Genomic DNA, 19,663 nt, shown 5'->3' on the forward strand with positions numbered 1-19,663 from the left:
CTCCTCCGCCTGTGCATCGCGTGCCCGGACCCCGGGCACGGCGCTACGCTAAAACCTGACATCAATGTCAGAGGCAAGCGGTGTGACGTGGTTCACCAGGGGAGGCAGTCGTGCGGATCGGCGAGCTCGCGGCGCGCACCGACGTCAGCGTCCGGTCGCTGCGCTACTACGAGGAGCAGGGGCTGCTGACCAGCAGCCGTAGCGCCAGTGGGCAGCGGCATTACACGCAGGCCGAGGTGGAGCGGGTGCGATTCATCCAACGCCTGTACGCAGCAGGTCTGTCCAGTCGGACGATTTCCGAGCTGCTGCCCTGCGTGGACACACCGAGCGAGGCCAGCTCCGACGCCGCTCTGGAGCGGATGGCGCAGGAGCGCAACAGGCTCTCCGAGTGCATCGACGAACTCGTCCAGACCCGGGCCGCGTTGGACGACCTGATGGCCACGGCCCGGGCCCATCGCGAGAGCCTGCCTGGCTGACGATGGTCGTGACGGTGTACGGGGCGACGCCGCCGGTGACGAAGGGGTCTCATGCGTGAGGTGATTGGGTGCCCGCGGGACCGGCCTGCGACCGCCCCCTGTGCCGGCCGCAGGTCGGTTCGACGGTTTCCCATCACGTACGCGGCGCTGAACATCTCGGCTTCCTCGAATTTCCAGCCTGATCCCGGTGGCTGACGGCGCCGTGGACGGCCGATGGAGGGCAAACGACAAGTGTCGACTACATCTGCCCGGCATGATCGACAGGCTGCGCCCGGCACTGCAGAGGTCCAGCGCCCTCAAGCTGCCCCCAGCGTCTGACTGGATCACGGTCCGACTCGAATCGGGTTCCGACATCGACCTGCTCGCCACGCTCGTCAGCGCCGCACTGCTCGCGACCGGGAGCCGCTCGGGAGAGGTGGGAGCGACAGGAGCGGTCCGAGCGGACCCCTGCACCCGGGCATCCACGGAAGCACCCCGTCGCCGTTCGGGCCGGCGGGCACGGCGACCCCTGAGATGGTGTCGAACGGGCAATGCGGTCAAGGGCGTTGGGGAGTAGTCGTTGGGGAGTAGTGTTGGCCCGGGCACGCCGCGGCTGGGCCGCCTCCTGGCGGAGGGCCCAGCATCACGGGGTTCTGCGCTGCGCCGCTGCACCGTCCATGGCTGCATCGCTGCACCGTCCATGCCGGATGGCTCAGGTAGTCAGGCCGGCGCTGGTCAGCCAGATGTGTTCGCAGGTCGCGGATGCCTTGTGCAGGTTCCCGTGATGAACAGGTCAGCCGTGTGGTTCCACAGTTCGCCGATCTCCGGCACGGTCAACGACAGGTCGATCGCCGTACGCATGACGAGGCCGTGCTCGTTCCACAGCTCGACCGTGCGCCGCATGGCCGCTGCGATGGCCCCTGGCGCGGCTCGTCTCTCTGCGCGGTGGCCCGGGACCGCTCCCACAGGTGCTCGACGGTGCGGGCCACGAGTTCTGAGACTCCACGTCCGAACCGCGCGAGCCCCGCTGCCGGCAGGACAGCGAAATCCACACGGCCTGGCCGGCGTTGGACTACTGCTCGATCGTCCAGCGCTGCCCGTATGGGGATGCGGCCATGCCCGTATCCCGCCCGGCTCGATCAGTGCGGCGCCGCCGCGGGCCCCGGCGCCATGTCCTGGGTACCGATGACGGAGAGCAGTTCCAGCTGCGCGGCGGCTTCGGTGCCGGGCGGGGCGGTGAACCACAAGTAGGCGCTGGCGTCCGTCCTCGCTGAACAGGCTGTTGCAGTCCACCGCGATGACACCGAGGGCCGGATGGACGATGCGCTTGCGGTCCGACCGGCGCAGGCCGACGTCATGGGTGTCCCACAGCGCGGCGAACTCGTCGCTGCGCCGCCGCAACCCGCCCACCAGAGCGTCCACGTCGGCATCCCGGCCGCGCCGGGCGGCAACGGCCCGCAGGTCGGCGACGAACACCCGGGATTGATGGGGGTGTTCGTCCGACGGGTAGAGCGCGCGGGAAGCGGGATCGGTGAACCAGCGGTGGATGAAGCTCGCCCTGGCCCCGCGCCCGGTCGGCTGCCGGCCCACGAGCGCGATGGCCGCCTCGTTCTGTACGAGGGTCTGGTGCAGGTCGGTGATGATCTGCGCGGGAGTCGCCGCGAGCCGGTCAAGGAGCGCCAGCAGCCCCGGCGTGATGTGCGCGGTCAGGCCGCCCGCGGCCGGAGGCACGGGACGCTCGGCGAGGTGGAACAGATGGTCGCGCTCGTCACCGCCGAGGCGCAGCGCACGGGCGAGGGCGGCCAGGACCTGCGCCGACGGCTGGGCGCCGCGTCCGCGCTCCAGCTCGGTGTAGTAGTCGGCCGACAGGCCCGCGAGCAGAGCCACCTCCTCCCGCCGCAGCCCGGGTACCCGGCGTCGGGGCCCGGCGGGCAGACCGACGTCGGACGGCCGGATCCGCGCACGCCGGGACGTGAGGAACGCGGCGAGTTCGGGAAGGTCCATGCCCGCATCGTTCCGCATCCGCCCCGGGCGAACCAGGGGACGGCAACCCCAGGGTGCGCACAGCCTGGCTGCCGCCCGCGGACCGGGTGAGGGTGGGAGGGCGGCGAGCGCACGACGCCGCGATCCACCGTCCGAAACCCCCGCCCCCGCAGGAGCGCACTCGATGCCGTACGCGAACTTCAAGGTCCCCGCAGGCACCCTCACCGAGAAGCAGAAGGCGCAGCTCATCACCCGCACCACCGATCTGTACGCCGAGATCTACGGCGAACGTGCCCGTGCCACCACCCTGGTGCTCGTCGAGGAGGTGCCCGACGGCGGCTGGGGCATCGGCGGCCACGTCCTGACCGCCGCCGAGATCCAGCAGCCGCCCGCCGGCTGACCGTACCTCCTCCCTCGGCGCCGGCCCGGCCCGGCGCATCCGTAGCCGGGTCGGTGACGCCAACGGCCACCGGCCACCTGCCCGCCGTCCACCCGCAGCAGCGAAAGGCAAGAGGAGATGCACCGACGCGACGTTCTGATCCGTGGCACGGCCCTGCTGGCCACCCTGGCCGCACCCGCTGTGCCGGCCCACGCCCGTCCCGGACGCCCACCGTCCGCACGGACGCTGACCTCCGGCCGTTCGGCCAGGTGGAATGTGGTGCTGGCCGAGCCAAGAGCGCGTGCAGGAGGATGATCCCCATGAGCGAAGAGCGCAAGTACGAAGCCGTCGTGGCCCGTCTGTGGCAGGAGCACCTGGAGGCGGAGTTCCCCGCCGGACTGCGCGGCGTCGACCTGGACGGCATCGACCTGGTGATGCTGGACGCGGACATCGCCGGCTGCGTGACGACGTGGCGCAACAACGGCGGGTCCCTCGATGCGAAGCGCCTCCGCACACTGCGCGACTGCATCACCGAACTCGACCAGGTCCTGCCCCTTCTCATCGACGCGGAAGAGCTCCGCTACTACAAGCGCCTGCACCGACTGGCGACGGCCACCTCACAGATCGACCCACGCCCCACCGAATGACCCGACATTGCCACGCCGCTGAGACACGCGCCGCCCTGCCTCTGGGTGGCCGACGAAGAGGCCCTGCCGTACCAGCCCCGGCGCGCACCGCCGGCCCGCGCCCGGGACCGCCTTGGCTCAGCCCAGCCCGTCCCGCACCCACCAGTACAGCCGCTCGCTCGCGGTGCCGGCCACCGCCCCGGTCACCGACCGGTACGCGGACGCCGAAGCTCCACCCGCGACCTCGACCGCGCCAGCCTCGCCGCCCACCCGGGGACAGCCGAATGACATTCCCTGCACCTACACCCAGGACGCCCCACGCACCCAGCAGCCGACCGGCCCGGATCTTCCTTCGCGGTTCTCGTTCCATGAGCCCGAACGTAGAAGCGCGAACGATCGAGAACCCGGGCCGAACGGCAACATCGGACCTTGACGATCGTCAGGGTTGACAGCTGCGGGCGCCGTCGCGGTCAGGGCGTCGTGGGAGCGGTGGCTCAGGCGGGCGGCAGCTTTCCGTGGCCGAAGAGCTTGCGCTCGTCGTGCAGGGCGAACGGCGTGGTCCTGAGGTCGACGATCTGGATGCCGAAGACCTTCAGTTGCAGCATGAGTTGGGTTTGCAGGTCGTAGCCCGCGCTGAGCGCCCACGCCGGGGCGCCGCCGCCGGTGGCCGCCGCGGCCCGCCCGGTGAGGTGGACGGACAGGTCGCCGCCGACCCCCGCGGTGTCGTAGAGGAACACCTGGGCATGTGCGCCGACGCGGGCCGTCGCGGTGGCCGCGCCCTCGACCCGGGGCGTGCCGCCCTTGGTCTGCTGCTGGGCCTCGTGGAGCGGCTGCCAGCCGTGCCCGCGGTCGTACTTCGCGCCGACGGCGAACGAGCCGGAAGTGCGCTGGTCGGCGTCGAGCACGATGCGCCCGCCGGCGGTGAAACGGTAGGTGAAGGTCACCTCGGTGCTGACCACGACGGGAACCGGACCGACCCAGAAGACGTGCCGCCCGGTGACCGCGGCCAGTGGCACCGAGACCTGCCCGGTGTCGGCGGTGCCGCGCACCTTGCCGTGCACCTGCCAGCCGTAGGAGTAGGAGCCGCCGAGCCCGATGGCCGCGCGCTCCGGCAGCAGGTTCAGTCCGCCGCGCTTGTCGTACTGGAAGATCAGCTCCGGCCGGAACGCCACCTCGCCGGAGAGCCGGGCGGGAGACTTACCGGTGGCTTCCACGCCCTTGGGCAGCGGCACGTTGACGCCCAGGCGCAGGGTGGTGAGCCCCTTCCGCGCCTCGGGCGGCAGCGCACCGCCCGTGGAGGTGGCGGCCGCGCCGGTGCCGGTGAGCCCGCTGCGCGGCGTTCCGGAGGCGGAGGCCGACGGGCTCGGCGAGGCTCCGGCGGACGCGTCGGGGCCGTCGCCGGCGGGCGTGCTCGGCTCGCCGGACGGCGTGCTCGTACCGTCGGACGGGGTGGCCGGGCCGGTGCCGGCGGAGGGGGTGCGGACGCTGACGCCGGACGACAGCGGCTTGACGGTGAGTTCGCCGGGCCGCAGTGCCGCGCGCCGGTCCACCTTCTGGTCGCCGAGCAGCTCCGGGAGCGTGGCCGGGACGGTGGTCACCCGGACCTCGCCGCCGCGGGAGCCGGTGACCTTGCCCACCTTGAACAGCGCGCCCGAAGGGGCGTGCCGGTTGGGCGCGGCGGCGATGACATCGCCCGTGCGCACGGTCTTGCCGGCGGACGGCTTGAGCACCGCCTGCTTGCGCCGGGCGTCGTAGGACGAGAGCTGTACGGAAGCCGAACGGCCGGCGCCGGCGGGCGCGTTGGACGGCTTGGCGACGACGGCGCCCTCCGGGCCGGGGGCTCCGGCACCGTCGTCCGGCGCGACGTCCGGGTCAGCAGACCCGGCGGCCCGTATACCGGCCGGGGGCGTGCCCGGGTCGTGGGAATCGGAGAGCAGGGCGTGGGTGCCGAGGGCGGCGGGGACGAGTACGCCGACCGCGGCGGCGGGCACGGCGATACGGCGCCAGGAAACGGCCATGGAATTCCTTGGGGGGTGCGGGGGTGCGGGGGTGTTGGGGAAAGCGGGCCGCCTACCGGTCCCCGATGGATCCATCCTGACGACGGCACAGAAGTCGTCCATAGATCAAACATCTGTAGGGGTTCGGGCGGCTTCCTCGTAGCATGGCGACGAATGATCGCTTTCGCCATGGGGAAAGACACCGAGTCGGGAGGGGACGGGTGGAGACTTCCACAAGGGTGCCGGGGGCCGTTGCCGCACTGCATGCCGGGCTCGACGCCCTCACCGACGAGGTCATCCACGCCCTCCGGGCCCAACTCCCCTCCTACGCGGCGGTCCCGGCGGACCAGCTCCGGCCGCGGGTGACGGTGTCGCTGCGCAACGGCCTGTCGCTGGTGCAGCGCTGGGCCGGCGAGGCGCACCGCTCACCCCAGGGCACGGTGCACGGCAGCGGCCCGGCGTACGACCTCCCGGCCGGGCACCTCGCCGAAGTGACCGCGCTGGCCCGCTCCGTGCCCGTCGAGGACATCATCTCCGCCTACCGGATCGGCTCGGACATCGTCTGGCGGCGGTTCGGCGAGGAGATGGCGGCCCGGCAGGGCACCGCCGAAGACCTGCTGCCGATCGCCGAGACGCTCCGCGCCTGGGCGGCCGCGACCACCTTGCGCATCGTCCGCGGTTGCCGCACCGACCTCCAGCGAAGAACGGTGACCGACCGTCGGCGGGCGGCGCTGGTCCGCGCACTGCTGCTCGGCGAGGCGCGGTGGTCCGAGATCGATGCCGACGGCCGGCCGCAGGACGGGGAGCTGGACGGCGCCTACGACCGGACCGCGCTGCGCCTCCCGTTCCGGGCCCGGCTGCCCGGCCCTCCCGGGCCCGACGGCCCGGCCTGTCCCCCGGCCCCCGGCCCGGCCCCGCACGGGCCCGGGCACCCCGACTCCGCCGACGGCGCCCTCGCCCACACCATCGATCTGCTGCGCCCCTGGCTCGCCCTGGACGCCTCGGGGAAGCCACTGGTCACGACGGTGGACGGGGAGGTGGCGGGGCTGCTGGCGGCGCGTCCCGAGGGGCTGTGCCGCGGTCTGGTGGTGGGGGTGGGCGCCCCGGCGCCCGCGTCCAGGCTCGCCACGGAGTTCGTCCGGGCCACCCAGGCGCTCCGCGCAGCGGTCGGCTCCGGGCTCGTCGGGGTGTTCACCCACGAGGAACTGGGGCTGCGGGCCACGGTCGTGGCGCTGCCGGCCGTGGGCGAACAGCTGGTCCGGCTGCGCCTGGCGCCGCTGGCCGAACGGGGCGAGGACGGCGCCCAGTTGGAGGAGGCCGTCGCCGCCTATCTACGGCAGGGGATGCGGCTCGAGGCCGCCGCGCGCGCCCTGTACGTCCACCCCAACACGCTGCGCAACCGGCTCCGGCGCTTCGAGGAGATCACCGGGACCAGCCTGCGCGATCCGGCCGACCTGGCGGAGGTCTGGTGGGCGCTGACCCACCGCCGGATCCACGGCCCGTCGAGCTGAGGCCGGCAACAGCCCTGACGGCGGCGGCCAATGCCGGAGCCCGAGTTGGGGAGCCCCCTGTCTGATGCCGTGTGACCTACCGCGTGTGAGTGGCTGTGGGCCGGCTGGCTGACTGGCTGGCTGGCCGGCCGGCCGGCTGACTGGTGGCTGACTGACTGGCCGGCTGACTGGCGAAGCAATCAGCTGCTGGACGGGCGTGGCGCTGCTGCGCCGGTATACCTGCTGGACCGAAGGGCGGTGAGGCCGAAGGCCAGTCCTCCGGCGATGAACCAGGGGTTCCAGAGGGCCAGCGTCCAGGCTCGCTGCCCCACGCTCACCGAGGTGGCCAGGTGCGTCGTGTCGGTCAACAGCAGCACCTCGATACCGATGCCCCGGACCAGTAGGAGGGCACTGACGCCCCACCCCAGCCACCTTGCCAGCAGAGCGGGAACACCCCGAAGCCTGGACCGGGCAAGCAGCCATGCCAGCAGGGCGCCGAGGAGGCAGAGCGCACCCACCCCCCACAAACCGGTGACGACGAACCACAGTGGGCGCTCGGTGGCCAGCGGACCGGCGGAGACGCTCAGCCACACCTCACCGCCGACCGCCCAGTAGAAATGCAACCCGGCGAACGCGGCCGCCCACCCACACGCGATGCGCCCCCACAGCATGGACAATTCCGCACCTCTTGCCTTCCGTTGGCGTCTCACAGCCGGCCCCCACGAGCGCGCCCCTGAGCGCACGGGCCATCCGCCTCCTCTGGCAACACGATGAACGCCGTGCCCTTGGTGAGGTCAATGCTGGAGCGGGGCGGCGCACCGTCGCTCTCGTCGTCCCGCCGCAGCAGTTCCACCCTCCGCTGCTCCAGCTCCACCGTCTTGTTGCCGTTCACGACCGCCGTGAATTCATCGAAGGCGATATGTGACAACGACTGTCCCGTGCGCCTGCGCAGCCACGGGATCAAGCCCAGCCCCGTGAACTTTCGCCATGCGCTCTCCACCAGGGCGAACAAGACCAGCAGAGAGGCGAACGCCGGGAACGACATCAGCACAAACGTCACGGATGATCCCTCATCGTCCTCAACACAGTTGACTGCCAGCAAGAGACGAAAGGGCCGGCGCCCTATCGCCATGGGCTCACTGTTCTGGACCCGCGGCGCGCAGGGCTCAGGCTTGCGCAGGATCCGCTTCCCCCGTGCGGCGGAGGAGCCGCCCAGGGAGATCCACCGTGTGGAGGAGTGCCGTGCCGTGGGAGCAGGCCCTGGCGCTCGCGGTTCGTTGCCCAGTGGGTGGAGGGGCTTTCAGATCTCACTTCTCGATGGCCGGTGTGAGGCGTGAGGTGATCAGGGGTCGGAGGAAGTGGCCGAGGAGGGGTGCGGTGATGATCGCGCCCAGGGCGATGCCCCAGGCGACCGGCCCTAGCGGGGTGCAGCCGAAGAACTGGCTGATACCGGGTGTCTGGATGATGGCGGCGAGGACGGCCGCGGAGCCGAGTCCGGCCACCAGGACGTTGCGGTCGGTGCCGCCGGTGGTGAGGGTCTGGGCGAGTTGGGTGCCGACGACCGCGGCGAGGGCGACGGTCGACGCGCGCCGGCCGCGGCCCGTGCGGCGGGCCGCGGTCCAGGCCAGGCCGGCGCCGAGGGCGGTGATGACGCCTCGCAGCAGCATCTCTCGGGTGAGGGCGGTGCCCAGGGAACGGTGGGGGCCTTCGGCGAGGAGGCGCTCGCCGGTCTGGCCGGACGGCTCGCGGACCGCGATGGCGAGCGAGGGCGCGAGGTCGGTGAGGAGGTTCACGAGCATGATCTGACGTGCGTTCAGCGGGGTGGTGCCGGTGAGTGCGGAGGCCAGGACGCTGAAGGTGACCTCGCCGAGGTTCCCGCCGATGAGAATGGCGAGGGCCGCACGGACGGTGGTCCACATGGCCCTGCCCTCCATGAGGGCGGAGACGATGGTCTCCAGCCGGTCGTCGGTAACGACCAGATCCGCGGCCGCGGTCGCGGCAGGGGTGCCACGGCGCCCGAGCGCGATGCCGACGTCGGCCAGTCGGATGGCGGGAGCGTCGTTGGCTCCGTCGCCGGTCATGGCCACGACTCGGCCGATGCGCTGGTAGGCCTGGACGATCCGGACCTTGTGACTGGGGCTGCAGCGAGCGATGACATCGACGGTGGGCAGCAGTTCGTCCAGCGCGTCGTCATCGAGTACGTCAATCTCCGTCCCGGTGCACACCTTGGGCTCCGCGAACTCCTCGCTGATGGCGGAGGCGATGGCGTCGGCGGTGGCGGGGTGGTCGCCGGTGAGCATCACGGTGTGCACGCCGGCCTCGCGCAGGCGTGCCGTCGCGGGCGCGGCGCTGGTGCGTACCGGGTCGCCCAGCGTGAGGAACCCGAGGAATTCCAGGCCCTGTACGGCTTCGTCGGTGAGGTCCGCACCGGACTTCATGCTGCGTTCCGCCACGGCCAGAACCCGTTGGCCGGCTGCAGCGAGTTCCTCGGCGGCTTCGGCCAGGGCTCGCCTGGCTGATGCGTCGAGAGTCACCGGCCCGTCCGGCTTCCGATGCCCCGTACATCGGCTGATGACGTTTTCGGGGGCCCCCTTGACGCTGAGCAGGACACCGCGGCCGGTGTGGCCGACGGTGGCGTGGTACGCCCTGGCCGGCTCGAAGGCGAGGGCGTCGGTGCGCCGCCAACGGGGCGCGCCGGTGCGGGTGGTGATCTTTGCCCGGTGGGCGCCGTCGACGATCGCCCGGTCGGTCTGGTGGGCCATCGGTTCGGACTGACGGGCGGGCGGTGTGGCGCGCAGTGCGGCGGCGAGGACTTCCTTGTGGGGGGTGTCGAGCTGGTCGAGGGGGACGGCGCGCTCGCCCACGCTGACGCCGGAGAGCTCCAGGGTGCCTTCGGTCAGGGTGCCGGTCTTGTCGAAACAGAGGACGTCGGCGCGGCCAAGTGCCTCGATGGTGCGGGGATTGCGTACGAGGGCGCCGCGGTCGGCCAGGCGGCGCGCGGCGGCGAGCTGGGCGGCGTTGACGAGGAAGGGCAGGCCCTCGGGTACGGAGGCGACGGCCAGGTTGACCGCCGAGGCCAGATTGTCGGTCAGCGGGCGGCCGTGCAGGAGCCCGGAGAGGGCGACCGCGACGGCGGACCCCAGGGCGATGGGCATGCTGGCGCGGGTGAGTGAGGAAAGCCGGGCCTCCACGCCGGTTTCCGGTGCGGCCTGGCGGGCGGTGGCGAGGCTGCGTCCCGCTTCCGTGGCCGAGCCGGTCGCCACGACGACGGCGACGGCCCGTCCGGCGGAGACGGTCGTGCCCTCGTAGAGCATCGAGCGGCGTCCGGTGAGGTGTGCGGCGACCACCGGTGCGGGGTCCTTGCTCACGGCCAGGGATTCCCCCGTGAGGGAGGACTCGTCGACCTCGAAGCCTTCCGCCTCCAGCAGACGGCAGTCGGCGGGCACGACATCCTCGGGCCCCAGGGAGAGGATGTCGCCGGGGACCAGATCGGCCGAGGTGACCAGCCGCTCCCGTCCCTCCCGACGCACGCAGGCACCGATGGCCGACTGGGCGAAGAGCTCAGCCAGTGCGCGCTCGGTATTCACCCGCTGGAAGCCGCCGACGAGCGCAGACACACCGGTGATGGCGGCGACCAGGCCGGCGTCGGTCCGGGAGCCCACCGCCGCGGCGAGAGCGGCGCCGGCGGCGAGGATCGGGGTCAGCGGATTGGAGAGTTCTTCGATGAAGGCGTGAGGCAGGGTCAGCTTCGTCGGCTCCCCTGCGTGCGCCTCGGCGCCGCGAGCGGTCGCTTCCTGCGCGGAAAGGCCCTCGGGGCGGGTTCGCAGCCGCTCCATGACGCGGTCGACGGGCATGAGGTGCCAGGGGATCCGGGTCACGGGCGGGGTGAGGGGGCGGCTCAGGAGCTGCCGGGCGCGCCAGGCGCCGATGCAGAACGCCACCGCCCCGGCGGTGTTGCTCACCGCGAGCACCCGCGCGGTCGCGCGCCGGGCCGGCCCCTGCAGGGCGGCGACGGCGCCGATCCCGCTGCCGCCCGCGGCCACGTGGTGGCTGTCGCGGTCGACCACTGCCGCCACCCCCACGGCGTCGACGATCAAGCCCGCTGCCTCAAGATCCGACCCCACCAGAACGTGGGCGCCCCAGGGCGTGTGCTCGTCCTCGCGGTGCACGCCGATCGCGCAGTCGGCCATGCCCAACGCGCGGCGGTCGGCGGAGACCAGCAGAACGACCGCGCCCTCGGCCTGGAGGCCACGGACCGAGTCGGCCAGGCGATCGCCCGCAGGTAAAACGGCGTCGGCGAACGGGAAGCCGGGGGCGTCCCGGTCGGACGCCACCACGACCCGCACGCCGGCCCGTCGCGCCGCCGCGGCGACGGCCTCGGCTCCCGGGGTCGACTGAGTGCCCAGCCCCGCCACCGCCTGGAGCCTGTGGCCCCGGGCCAGCCCGAGGATCTTCTCGCTGCCGCTCCGCCCCAGACGCTTCGCCGCCTTGCGACCGGTCCGTCCCTTCAGGTCCAGCTCGTCCAGCGGGCCCAGCACCCAGCCGCCGGCTCTACGGACGACCAGCGGCGTATCGGAGTCGAAGAGCGAGAACAGCCGCTCGGAGACCTGCTCCGGATCGGCGCCTTCGAGCAGTTCCAGGTCCACCGGCTCGTACCGGTCCCCCCGAAACGCTTCTTCCTCCAGGAGGATGGTGTCCACCTGTCCCAGGCGCCGCAGCGCGGTACGGTCCATCGTCACCACACCGCGCAGTGCCAGATGCCGTCCCAGAGCCGTGGCGAAGCCCTCACGCCCCGCGCCGGGTGACTTCGGCACCGAGGCCACACCGACCGCGATCGCCTTGCGGATCCCGGCGAACGGCAGGGCGGCCATACCGGCGGCGATGCCCGCAGCCATCGACCGTTCCGCATACCGGTCGGCGCCGTCCCGGGGCGATGGGCCGGCCCGGCCGGTCGTGACCGCGTCGGCCGTGGCTTCTTCCGGGCCCCGGACGAGCGTGGGTTCGCGTTCGCGCCACGCGGCGCGTTCGACGCTCGCCTCCCGCCACACCGCCAGGCGTTGCATCACATCCAGGGCGAGCCCGCCACCGCCCGTGGCCACGCCCTGTACCAGCGCGCCGATCACCGGGAGCAGCGAGTCGGCCTGCTCACTCGGGCCGATGTCCTCGACCAGGTGACGAAGGCGCGGATGGTAGCGAACGGCATCGAGGCCACCGGCGATCTCCGGCGGCAGGCCGAACCACGGAGCGAGCCGCCGGAACGTCACCAGCGCCAACCCCAGCGTGTCCGCCACCAGTGCCGGTACCGCAGGGAAGGGCGGCCCCTCCGCCGGGTGATGCGGCTCCGGTTGCCACTCGTCGAACGCTTCCGCATCCGCGGCATGGTCGCCTTCAGCCTGCTCCACCAGCGCGACCAGCTCACTCGCGTCGGGAGCGGGCGAGCCCACCGCGATGATGACCCGTTCCATGGGCGCGTTCACCCTCGCCCACAGCACCCCCGGATGCTCCTCCACAGCCCGCTCCACACGCCGGGCCACGGCTTTGCCCCCCGGCCCGTGGACACCGAAGACAGCGATGTAACAGCGCTCGGACGACCACCACACCTCACGCTCAGGCCCGCCGAGGAGTCCTTCCGCCGCGCCCCGGACCGCCCGGACGCCGGATGCCGTGTACGAGGCCAGGGCGGAGACGATCGAACCCACGACGCGGGGCATTCCGAGGGCCGAGGCACGCTCCGGCGCCATGAAGCACGCCTCCTCGCATCAGCCGGTGGAAAGGAACCATCAGAGGCAGTCTCACCGAAGCCCATGAAGGGGGCGATACGGGGTAGACCTATCGATAAGGGGTTCACACGTTCCTGATCGAACAGGCGAGGCGATTCTCGTGACCTCCACACCCCGAACGCACTCCCCGTCCAGCGCGGAAACCGGCACCTCAGGTGAGCGCCCGACCGTGCCCCCTCCCAAGGCCACCTCGCCACCGTCGGCAGCGAAGCGCACGGTCACCTTGACCATGCCCTCGCCCGGCCAGATGGCGAGCGGCGCTATGAACGCCGTCATGGCGCCCGTCGCGGTAGCCCGGCGGGTCCTGCCCGCCAAGAAGGGCCTGCCGCTCTACCTGGGCCTCGGCGTCCTCGGTGCCACGGAAGTGCTCGAATGGCCCGTCGCCATCGGCATCGGGATCGGCTACGCCGTCCTCCGCCGCGGCGAAGGCGTGCTCGCCGCCCCGGAAACCACCGAAAGGGCCGCCACGACCGCGGAGGCGGAGGAGCCCGCCACGACGACCGCACGCGCGATCATGACCCCGGACGCCACCTGCGTCGGAGCCGACGAGACCGTCCTGGACGCCGCGAAGGAGATGACCGAACTCGGTGTCGGGTCCCTGCCCGTCCGCGGCGCCGACGAGCGGCTCGAGGGCATGCTCACCGACCGCGACATCGTCGTGAAGGTCCTCGCTGCCGGCAAGGATCCCGCCAAGGTGAAGGCCGGCGATCTCGCCCAGGGAGAAGTGGTGACGGTCGACGCCGACGACGAAGCCGAAGCCATCCTGCGGACCATGAGCCAGCACAAGGTGCGCCGCCTGCCGGTCATCGAGAACGACGCGCTGGTCGGCATCGTCACGCAGGCCGACGTCGCACGGAGGCTGCCCGACCCCAAGGTCGGCGACCTGCTCGAAGCCATCTCCACCTGAGTGGGAGAACCCGCTAACCTCGCTGGTGATCATGGTCAGGCGGGGCATCGACGCTGTGCGGCCCTGACCGCGTTCGCTGGCGACACTGTCGAGCGAGCGATCAACGGGCTGCCGCAGTCCCGGGCCATGGCGACTCGCTACGGCAAGCGCGGCGATGCCCGCCTCGGCACCGCCGCTGCGGCAGCCCTGGTGATCCGACTTCGGACGTGACCGCCGAGTGTCAGGCGGTGCGGTGCCCCAGTCGTCGGTGTTCGAGGACGTACGCGAAGCACCGCCCTCGTCGACGGCGACTGGGTCCCGCCCGTCCAACCCGCCCTCGCCACGACCATGCTGGCCCTCAACGCACATGACCTGGACCAAGGAGCGCGTCCAGGTACCGCGGTGCACCCACAGCGGATAGAGCCCGATGAGGCCGAGTGCGGCGCCCATGCTCATGGTCTGGGCGTTGTGGAACTTGGCGTGCGGGGGGCTTCCGTAGTCGGCCGCTCAACCGCCGCCGGCGTGGCTTGTGCGCGGTCCAACTGCCGGAGACGGCCGAGCGTTTCCTGGCCGTGCAGGCGAGGTCTTCCTGGTCACGCAATGCGCCCGCCCCTGCTGCGTCAGCGATCCGGGCGAAGCACAGTCACGTGATCGCCCGGACAAGTCCTGGCCGGTGGGCGCGGACATCTGTTGATGGGCTATTGATGCTCAACGGGGACCCACAGACACGTCATCCGCTCGCGGTCCGTGTGCGATGTCGGCCGTGAGCCGCCGCTCGGCGTCCAGGCGGGCGCCGAGCGCATCGGCCGTCGTGCAGCGCCTTGGTCACCGTGCGGGGAATTCCATCGCCGGGCAGGTCCGGTGCCGGACCAGGGCAGCTCCGGCTGCCACGGTAGCGAGCATCCCGACCAGCCCGATCGGCAAGCCGATGAGGGCGTAGTACTCGAAAAGGTGGCGGGTCAGGAAGCCGATCGCGCCGGCGATCAGGGCCGCCGCCAGGATGATGAGAGGGAGGGCCTTGGCCAGGGTCCGCACCGTCGCTTCGCGCGCGGGGGCGAGAAGACGATCAAGCCGCCCGGCCACGGCGCGCCGGACCATGAAGAAGGCGGCAAGCACGCAGACAACCCATCCCACCCACATCACGGGGATGCCGGGATCGGGGTAATGGCGCACATCCACCCGCACCCCTCCGCCAAGCGTGGTGACGAGTGACTCGTAGCTGCTGTCGAACACCCCGCTCCATCCCACCCACCAGAAGATCGTGGCGGCAAGGGCAGGTACGGCGGCGCCCTTGGCTGCTGCGGCGGCCGTCTCCTTCGAGCGCGGGTGGGGGGAGAGCAGACCGCGTTCGACCGCCCAGGAGCCGGCGAGCGAATCCACGTCACCCCCGATGTAGGCACTGACGTCCCGGCCGTCGAGGGCCGCGGCGTCCAGATCGGCGGCCAGTTCTTCAGCCATCTCCTGAGCCGCTTCCTCGTCCACCCCCAGGCGGCGCCACGTCTTCGTGGCCTGGGATATCGCATCCTCGACGAGCATCGTCACAGTCCCTTCCGTCCCGTCTGGGTGATCATGGTGGTGACGTTCATGGCGAACTCGCTCCAGTCGCGGCGCATCGACCGGAGCAATTGCAGGCCCGCTTCGCTGGGCTTGTAGTAGGTGCGGGCGGGACCGCCCTCTCCTGTGCGGCGTTCGACCTCGACCAGTTCGCGTTTACGAAGGCGCGCCAAGGCCGGGTAGATCGAGCCGTCAGCGACGTCCAGTCCGGCCTTCCCGAGCCGGACGGTCATCTCGTAGCCGTAGACGGGGGCTTCCGCCATCAAGGCGAGCAAGCACATGTCCAGCACGCCCCGGAGCCACTGGGCATGCAGAGCGGATGTCTCCTCCATGGCCAGTACCTTACACAGCAAGAGTCATGCACAACAAGCTAGTGCGGTGCAAGGCAGTCACCGGTTCGCCTGGTCATCGATCGACTACCCCTCGGCGCCGGCCCCGCTCCCCTCAACCAGGCGCGCACCGCCGCTCACCGCACCCGGCACGGGGCCGGTGACAGCCCCACGGGCGCATCACGTCAGGGACGGTCTTGTCGATCATTGGCCGAGCCGGATGAGGGTGCCGGCGAGCGTGCTGGCGGAGAGGTAGCGGTGCCTGGCGCATCAGGGGCCCGGTTAGGTGGCAGGCAGCACCATCAGCCCCCGTGCGGGTGCAGGCGGCCGGTGAGGAAGGCGAGGATCTCGTCGCGGGCGCGGACCGTGGGGTGACCGGCCTCGTCGACGAGATGGGCGGTGACGACGCTGTGCGGGGTGCCGACCAGGTCGGCGAAGAAGGGCGGCGGAGCCGGGTTGGCGGCGCTGTCCGGTACGACGCGCCCGTCGAAGGCGTCGCCGAGCAGCGCGCGGTAGGCGGCGAAGCGCTGCCCCGTGCACCAGCGGTCGCCCTCGAAGCGGTAGGCGAGGACGGTGAGTCCGTCGCGGTCGAGCCGGTCGCGTACCGCGCGCGCGTCCGCCGCGTCGAGTTCGAGTCCGCCGGGGTCGTCGAGCGGCAGCGACGGGTGGTTGACCACCGGGGCGATCACCGCCGGTTCCAGGGCCATGGTGAGGGCGAAGTTGCCGGTGAAGCACAGGCCGATCGCGCCCACTCCCGGCCCACCGCACGCGGTGTGGGCCTGGCGCGCCAGGCCGCGCAGCCAGACCGTCACCGGGCTGGTGCCGCCCCCGGCGAAGGCGCGGAACTCCGCGCTGACACAGGCGCGTCGGACGACCTGCCGGCCGCCCTCGACCGTGGGGTAGGCGCCGTCCGTCCCGAACAGTGAGGGCACATGGACGGTGAAGCCCGCGTCCCGCACCCAGCGCGCGAGCCGCAGGACGTCGGGACTGATGCCCGGCATCTCGGGCAGCACCACGACCGCGGGCCCGGCCCCGGCCACGTACACCGTTTTCTCCACCCCCTCAACGGCCACGCTCCGGCGGGTGAAGTCGGTGATCGGATCGTCGTCGCTCATGGGGCCAGCCTGGTCCGCGACCGGCTGCCGGGTGAGGGGCGAGATCGCCAAGTCCAGGGGTAATCTCGCCACACGCGAGGAAGGCGAGCGTGACGCGGTCGGCGCCCCGGGGGCCGGGGAGACCAGGGGGTACGGGAGCGATGGCGGAGGCGGCACGGCAGGCGGAGGACGGTACGAGAGCGATGGCGGAGGCGGCGCGGCAGGCGGAGGACGGTACGGGAGCGATGGCGGAGGACGGTGCGGGTCCGGGCGCCGGACCGGGTGCGCTGCGGGTCGGGGTCCTGGCGTACCCGGGCTGCTTCGCGTCCGAAGTGTTCGGCGTCCCCGACCTGTTGACGATGGCCGGGCATGTCGCCGGACCGGACGCGCCCGGCTACCGGGTGTCGGTCGTCTCACCCCGCCGCCGGGTCACCGCCTCGGGCGGCGCGAGCCTGGACGTGCGTCCGTTGCGCGAGGTCGACGTCCTCGTGGTCCCCGGCTTCGAACTGCGCCCGGACACGGACCTGGACGCCCGACTCGCCCGGCTCGCCCCCGAGATCGCGGCGATCCGCGCGCAGGCCGCCGCCGGCACCGCCGTCGTCTCCCTCTGCGTCGGCGCGTTCCTGCTCGCCGAGGCCGGCCTCCTCGACCGGCGCCGGGCCACCACCTCCTGGCTGCACTCCGGCGAACTGGCCAGACGCTGTCCGGACGCCGACGTGCGGCCCGAGCACCTGGTCATCACCGACACGGGCGTGACGACCACGGCCGCCTTCAGCGCCATGTACGACTTCGCGCTGGACCTGATCCGCCGGCACCACGGCGCCCGGGTGGCCCGCACGACCGCACGGTTGGCCCTCGTCGACGACGCACGAACCTCCCAGACCCCGTACGTCGACCCGCGGCTCCTCCCCCAGCCCGGCCGGGAGTTCTCCCAGCAGGTCATGCGGCAGCTCGACCAGAACCTCGCCGAGCGGTACGACCTCGCCGCGCTCGCGCACGCCTTCCGAGTCAGCACCCGCACACTGCTGCGCCGCTTCGCCGAAGAGACCGGACGCAGCCCGCTGGCCCATCTGCAGGCCTCCCGGGTCCGCCGCGCCCGCCATCTTCTGGAGACCACCGACCGCACCGTCGCCGCCGTCGCCGCGGCCGTCGGCTACCAGGACCCCGGCACCTTCGCCGCCCTCTTCGCCCGCCACACCGGCCACCGCCCGAGCGCCTATCGGGCCGCCTTCCGCCGCACGGCCCGGGTGCCGACCCCGGACGGCGACGTCAGGGAGGAAGCCCGCAACGGCCCGGTTCCGCACGGCGGTTGAGCGGTAGGGCCACCGGTAGGCCCATTCTTCGCGCAGGGTGCGGTTGTGGTCGTCGACGGCGAAGTGGAGGTAGCTGTAGCCGATGACTGGCTTGCAGTTTGAGCGGACTCAGGCGGTGCAGGCCGTGACGAGTCAGGAAACAACCCCTCTGTCAGTCCCTCCTAGCCGCATGCCGCGCCGAGCAGTCCAAGGGTGGCGTTGACGGTGCTGAGCAGCGAGTCGGCGTCGGCCCCGTTGCGGGAGCGGACGTTCACCCCGTAGGCGAGGAGAACCAGGCCCTCGGCAGCGACCCCGACAGGGAATTCAGGGGGCAACTGCCCCTGCTCGCGGGCGGTTTGGAGGGCGGTGTGCATGGCATCCCGCAGTTGCCGATGGTGCTCGTCGAGCAGGGTGCGAATCTCGGGATCGGTGTGGTCGGCGTCCGTGTGAGCGTTGACGAGCATGCAGCCCCAGCCTGCGTGCTCGCCCGAGCAGCGCGCCGTGATCAGTGCGCCGAAGAATTCCCGTATGGCCGGCAGTCCACGCACGTCGTCCGCAAGCCGCCTTTGCGCCGGCCGCGCGCGGTGGTGGACGTAGCGGCGCAGCGCGGCCAGGTAGAGCTCTCGTTTGCCGCCGAACGTGGCGTAGAGGCTTGAGCGGTTGAGTCCCGTGGCGACGGTGACCGCCTGGATCGATGCCTTGGCGGCGCCGTGCTGCCAGAAGAGCCGCTCGGCGCGTTCGAGTGCGTCGTCGGGGTCGAAGTGCTTGATGTCGGGCATGTGTGACAGCTCTCCGGTCCTGGAATGTTCGTTTCAGGATAGCCCTTGACGCCTACGCCACCACCCGGCCATTCTTGTCAACACCCAATCCTGGAATGGCCGTTCCAGGATTTTCCGCAGAGAGGACCCAGGGCATGAGCCTGCGTGACGAGCTTCAGGACGTGTACGAGAACAAGCACCACAGGCTTTCCGCGGAAACACTGGAAATCATGGATCGTGGTGCGCGTGAGCTCGCCGCGACCGGCATGGCGGGCCGCGCAGTCGGCGTCGGCGCACAGGTTCCGCGGTTCACGCTCCCCTCAGCTACAGGGAGGGAGGTCACACTGGACAGCCTGCTTGCGGACGGGCCTGTGGTGCTGACCTTCTACCGCGGCGCGTGGTGCCCGTACTGCAACCTCGCCCTCCGTGCGCTGCAGCAGCACCACGAGGCAATAGCCGCCTGTGGCGCACGACTGGTGGCCATCTCGCCCCAGATTCCCGACGAGTCGCTCTCCCTCGTCGAGAAGGAGCAGCTCGACTTCGAGGTCCTGAGCGATGACGGATCCGAAGTGGCCAAGCGGTTCGGCATCGCCTTCGACCTCTCGGAGGAACTCGGCAACCTCTACGACCGACTCGGCTTCGACCTGCACCGCGTCAACAGCGGCAATGCCCGCACGCTGCCGCTGCCCGCCACCTACGTCATCGACCGGACCGGCGTCATCCGTTGGGCGTTCGTGTCGACCGACTACACCGTGCGAGCCGAACCGTCCGAGATCATCGCTGCGCTCACCTCGCTGACGTGACCCCGCAGCCGGGCGGCCACACTCCCGCAGATGGCCTGCCTCACGCCGCGCGAGCGATCAGGTGGAACTGACTGAGTGGAACTGACTGACAGGCGATGCGCCGGCGCGCTGCACTCGCCAAGAGGGCGGTGGCCCGGAGATGTTCTCCGGGCCCCCCCGCCCTGAGAGCAAAGGGCCACGGTCACGCGGGGGAGGCGAGGGGCGCGGCGCCCGCCTGGGGGCGCCGGGGCGGCGCCT

17 protein-coding genes and 2 pseudogenes are annotated in these 19,663 nt (G+C 71.7%); 8 read left to right on the forward strand and 11 right to left on the reverse strand.

Annotated elements, in window-relative coordinates; all coding sequences use genetic code 11:
• Window positions 1–110 precede the first annotated feature (110 nt).
• The gene (locus ACFV1J_RS24350) at window positions 111–476 is read left to right on the forward strand and encodes a MerR family transcriptional regulator (protein WP_385861244.1); all 366 of its coding nucleotides are present in this window, start codon (window positions 111–113) and stop codon (window positions 474–476) included.
• A 253-nt stretch (window positions 477–729) separates the two neighbouring features.
• Window positions 730–1,032 carry a luciferase family protein gene (locus ACFV1J_RS24355; protein ID WP_385861246.1) on the forward strand — a complete coding sequence of 101 codons (303 nt, stop codon included), beginning with the start codon at window positions 730–732 and terminating at the stop codon, window positions 1,030–1,032.
• A gap of 135 nt (window positions 1,033–1,167) precedes the next feature.
• Here the strand turns inward: ACFV1J_RS24355 and ACFV1J_RS24360 are convergent.
• Together ACFV1J_RS24360 and ACFV1J_RS24365 are read right to left on the reverse strand one after the other, a co-directional pair.
• Window positions 1,168–1,456, reverse strand: a pseudogene (locus ACFV1J_RS24360) (TetR/AcrR family transcriptional regulator); the annotation flags it as partial.
• Between the two features lie 138 nt (window positions 1,457–1,594).
• Window positions 1,595–2,459: pseudogene (locus ACFV1J_RS24365) on the reverse strand (helix-turn-helix domain-containing protein).
• A 163-nt stretch (window positions 2,460–2,622) separates the two neighbouring features.
• Between ACFV1J_RS24365 and ACFV1J_RS24370 the strand changes: the two are divergent.
• Window positions 2,623–2,838 carry a 4-oxalocrotonate tautomerase family protein gene (locus tag ACFV1J_RS24370; protein ID WP_385861248.1) on the forward strand — a complete coding sequence of 72 codons (216 nt, stop codon included), beginning with the start codon at window positions 2,623–2,625 and terminating at the stop codon, window positions 2,836–2,838.
• A gap of 299 nt (window positions 2,839–3,137) precedes the next feature.
• Window positions 3,138–3,464 carry a hypothetical protein gene (locus tag ACFV1J_RS24375; RefSeq protein WP_385861249.1) on the forward strand — a complete coding sequence of 109 codons (327 nt, stop codon included), beginning with the start codon at window positions 3,138–3,140 and terminating at the stop codon, window positions 3,462–3,464.
• Between the two features lie 117 nt (window positions 3,465–3,581).
• On the opposite strand, the gene ACFV1J_RS24380 is transcribed toward ACFV1J_RS24375, so the two are convergent.
• The gene (locus tag ACFV1J_RS24380) at window positions 3,582–3,734 is read right to left on the reverse strand and encodes a hypothetical protein (RefSeq protein WP_385861250.1); all 153 of its coding nucleotides are present in this window, start codon (window positions 3,732–3,734) and stop codon (window positions 3,582–3,584) included.
• A 203-nt stretch (window positions 3,735–3,937) separates the two neighbouring features.
• A complete protein-coding gene (locus ACFV1J_RS24385; RefSeq protein WP_385861251.1) occupies window positions 3,938–5,461 on the reverse strand; it encodes a hypothetical protein in 1,524 nt (507 codons plus the stop codon).
• 200 nt (window positions 5,462–5,661) lie between these two features.
• Between ACFV1J_RS24385 and ACFV1J_RS24390 the strand changes: the two genes are divergently transcribed.
• Window positions 5,662–6,951 carry a PucR family transcriptional regulator gene (locus tag ACFV1J_RS24390; RefSeq protein WP_385861252.1) on the forward strand — a complete coding sequence of 430 codons (1,290 nt, stop codon included), beginning with the start codon at window positions 5,662–5,664 and terminating at the stop codon, window positions 6,949–6,951.
• A 179-nt stretch (window positions 6,952–7,130) separates the two neighbouring features.
• Here ACFV1J_RS24390 and ACFV1J_RS24395 read toward each other — a convergent pair whose 3' ends face one another.
• The 3 genes from ACFV1J_RS24395 to ACFV1J_RS24405 all read right to left on the reverse strand — a co-directional run bounded on the left by ACFV1J_RS24395 (window position 7,131) and on the right by ACFV1J_RS24405 (window position 12,671).
• Window positions 7,131–7,601 carry a DUF3995 domain-containing protein gene (locus ACFV1J_RS24395; RefSeq protein WP_385861279.1) on the reverse strand — a complete coding sequence of 157 codons (471 nt, stop codon included), beginning with the start codon at window positions 7,599–7,601 and terminating at the stop codon, window positions 7,131–7,133.
• Window positions 7,602–7,636: 35 nt separating this feature from the next.
• Window positions 7,637–7,990: a DUF6191 domain-containing protein gene (locus tag ACFV1J_RS24400; protein ID WP_385861254.1), complete on the reverse strand. Its 354-nt coding sequence runs from the start codon at window positions 7,988–7,990 to the stop codon at window positions 7,637–7,639.
• Between the two features lie 247 nt (window positions 7,991–8,237).
• A complete protein-coding gene (locus tag ACFV1J_RS24405; protein WP_385861255.1) occupies window positions 8,238–12,671 on the reverse strand; it encodes an HAD-IC family P-type ATPase in 4,434 nt (1,477 codons plus the stop codon).
• Window positions 12,672–13,224: 553 nt separating this feature from the next.
• On the opposite strand from ACFV1J_RS24405, the gene ACFV1J_RS24410 reads away from it, so the two are divergent.
• On the forward strand, window positions 13,225–13,617 hold the full coding sequence (locus tag ACFV1J_RS24410; RefSeq protein ID WP_385861281.1) for a CBS domain-containing protein: 393 nt from the start codon (window positions 13,225–13,227) through the stop codon (window positions 13,615–13,617).
• 804 nt (window positions 13,618–14,421) lie between these two features.
• Here the strand turns inward: ACFV1J_RS24410 and ACFV1J_RS24415 are convergent.
• The 3 genes from ACFV1J_RS24415 to ACFV1J_RS24425 form a co-directional block, all read right to left on the reverse strand.
• Window positions 14,422–15,138: a hypothetical protein gene (locus ACFV1J_RS24415; protein ID WP_385861256.1), complete on the reverse strand. Its 717-nt coding sequence runs from the start codon at window positions 15,136–15,138 to the stop codon at window positions 14,422–14,424.
• Window positions 15,135–15,482 (reverse strand): PadR family transcriptional regulator, encoded by a 348-nt coding sequence (locus ACFV1J_RS24420; protein WP_385861257.1) that lies wholly within the window; start codon window positions 15,480–15,482, stop codon window positions 15,135–15,137. The genes ACFV1J_RS24415 and ACFV1J_RS24420 overlap by 4 nt, the downstream gene beginning before the upstream one ends.
• A 299-nt stretch (window positions 15,483–15,781) precedes the next feature.
• Entirely contained in the window at window positions 15,782–16,594 is an 813-nt protein-coding gene (locus ACFV1J_RS24425; RefSeq protein WP_385861258.1) for a dienelactone hydrolase family protein, read from the reverse strand.
• Between the two features lie 140 nt (window positions 16,595–16,734).
• Between ACFV1J_RS24425 and ACFV1J_RS24430 the strand changes: the two genes are divergently transcribed.
• Entirely contained in the window at window positions 16,735–17,886 is a 1,152-nt protein-coding gene (locus ACFV1J_RS24430) for a GlxA family transcriptional regulator (protein ID WP_385861260.1), read from the forward strand.
• Between the two features lie 161 nt (window positions 17,887–18,047).
• Here the strand turns inward: ACFV1J_RS24430 and ACFV1J_RS24435 are convergent, their stop codons facing one another.
• The gene (locus tag ACFV1J_RS24435) at window positions 18,048–18,644 is read right to left on the reverse strand and encodes a TetR/AcrR family transcriptional regulator (protein WP_385861262.1); all 597 of its coding nucleotides are present in this window, start codon (window positions 18,642–18,644) and stop codon (window positions 18,048–18,050) included.
• 134 nt (window positions 18,645–18,778) lie between these two features.
• Between ACFV1J_RS24435 and ACFV1J_RS24440 the strand changes: the two genes are divergently transcribed.
• Window positions 18,779–19,426 (forward strand): peroxiredoxin-like family protein, encoded by a 648-nt coding sequence (locus ACFV1J_RS24440; protein WP_385861264.1) that lies wholly within the window; start codon window positions 18,779–18,781, stop codon window positions 19,424–19,426.
• Window positions 19,427–19,663 lie beyond the last annotated feature (237 nt).

The sequence above is a fragment of the Streptomyces sp. NPDC059649 genome (assembly GCF_042734445.1).
Taxonomy (GTDB): Bacteria; Actinomycetota; Actinomycetes; order Streptomycetales; family Streptomycetaceae; genus Streptomyces.